Source organism: Saccharomonospora halophila 8 (genome assembly GCF_000383775.1).
Classification (GTDB): domain Bacteria; phylum Actinomycetota; class Actinomycetes; order Mycobacteriales; family Pseudonocardiaceae; genus Saccharomonospora; species Saccharomonospora halophila.
Genome location: NZ_KB912566.1, coordinates 106796 through 108194, shown reverse-complemented (window position 1 = coordinate 108194; position 1399 = coordinate 106796). Strand labels below are relative to the sequence as shown.

Annotated in this window: 2 protein-coding genes; one reads left to right on the top strand and one right to left on the bottom strand. The window is 74.1% G+C overall.

Translation table 11 applies throughout. The features are described 5' to 3' along the window. A partial coding sequence (locus SACHA_RS0115685; protein ID WP_019811243.1) for a FliA/WhiG family RNA polymerase sigma factor occupies positions 1-791 on the top strand: 791 nt, incomplete at its 5' end. Positions 792-823: 32 nt separating this feature from the next. Here SACHA_RS0115685 and SACHA_RS0115680 read toward each other — a convergent pair. Beyond that, the coding region (locus tag SACHA_RS0115680) for a murein hydrolase activator EnvC family protein (RefSeq protein ID WP_408640327.1) at positions 824-1399 on the bottom strand (576 nt) is incomplete at its 5' end.

The following is a 1399-nucleotide window of genomic DNA, read 5'->3' as shown; positions in this document are numbered from 1 at the left end:
CGCGGACCGGCGACACGGACACCGAGGCGGAGTCCGCCATCGCGGCGCTGTGGCGCGAGTTCGGCCGGTCCCCGGACCAGCACGTCCGGGACCGGCTGGTGCTGCACTACGCACCACTGGTCAAGTACGTCGCGGGCCGGGTCGGCACCGGACTCCCCTCCCACGTGGACGTCTCCGACCTCGTCCAGTCGGGCATCTTCGGGCTCGTCGACGCCATCGAGAAGTTCGACCCGGAGCGGGGCCTGCGGTTCGAGACGTACGCGATGCAGCGGATCCGCGGCGCGATCCTCGACGACCTCCGGTCGCAGGACTGGGTGCCGCGGGTGATCCGCAGCAGGGCACGGGAGGTGGAACGCGCCCACGACCGGTTGGGCGCGCGTCTGCGCCGCACACCGACCGACTCGGAGGTGGCCGCCGAGCTCGGCGTCTCGGTCCGCGAACTGCGGGACCTGTACGGGCAGCTGCGGTTGACCAGCGTGGTCGCCCTCGACGACCTGGTCGGCGCCAACACCGAGAGCGGCCCCGGTACGGCCGCCGAGACCCTGCCCGACGAGGACGCCGTCGACCCCGCCACGGTGCTGGTGGACCGGGACAACCGCAGGCAGCTCGCCGAGGCGATCGCCCAGCTCAACGAGCGGGACCGGATCGTGGTGAGTCTCTACTACTTCGAGAGCCTCACCCTCGCCGAGATCGGCAGGGTCCTCGGTGTGACCGAGTCGCGGGTGAGCCAGCTGCACACCCGGGCGGTCCTGCGGTTGCGTGCCAAGCTGCTCGAACAGGCGGGGGGCTGACCGACTCCCGCCGGGGGCGGCGTCGACGCGGCTCATCCCGTCCACGGCCGCAACCGGATCCGGACATCGGTGGCGACCGCACGCAGCGGGTCGAGATAGCGCCCGTCCCGGCGCAGGCCCCAGTGCAGACAGGCGTGCGCCGCGCAACCGTCGTGGCCCGCCACGACGGTGCCGATCACCTCCCCACGGCCGACCCTGCTTCCCGTCGGCACCGACGGCCGGAGGGGCTGGTAGGTGGTGCGCAGGCCCCCGTCGTGGTCGATCGAGACCACCCCACGGCCCGCCACGGGGCCGGCGAAGACGACGTACCCCGCGGCCGCGGCGACAACCGGTGTGCCCACCGTGGCCGCGAGATCGACCCCGCGGTGTCCGGGCCCGTACGGCGACGTTCCCCCGTCGAACGGTCGGACCACCGTGGGGTCGGGGGACAACGGCCAGGAGAACCGTCCGGCCGGGGCGTCCGTATCGGCGCGGTCGTCGTCTCCGGGCGCGGCCGCCGGATGCCCGGCCGTGGGCACCGCGACGGCCGAGACCCCCGGAACCAGCACCGCGAGAACCGCCAGCACCACCGCCCCGAGGGGTCTTCCGGACAGCGCCGGTCGCGGCCC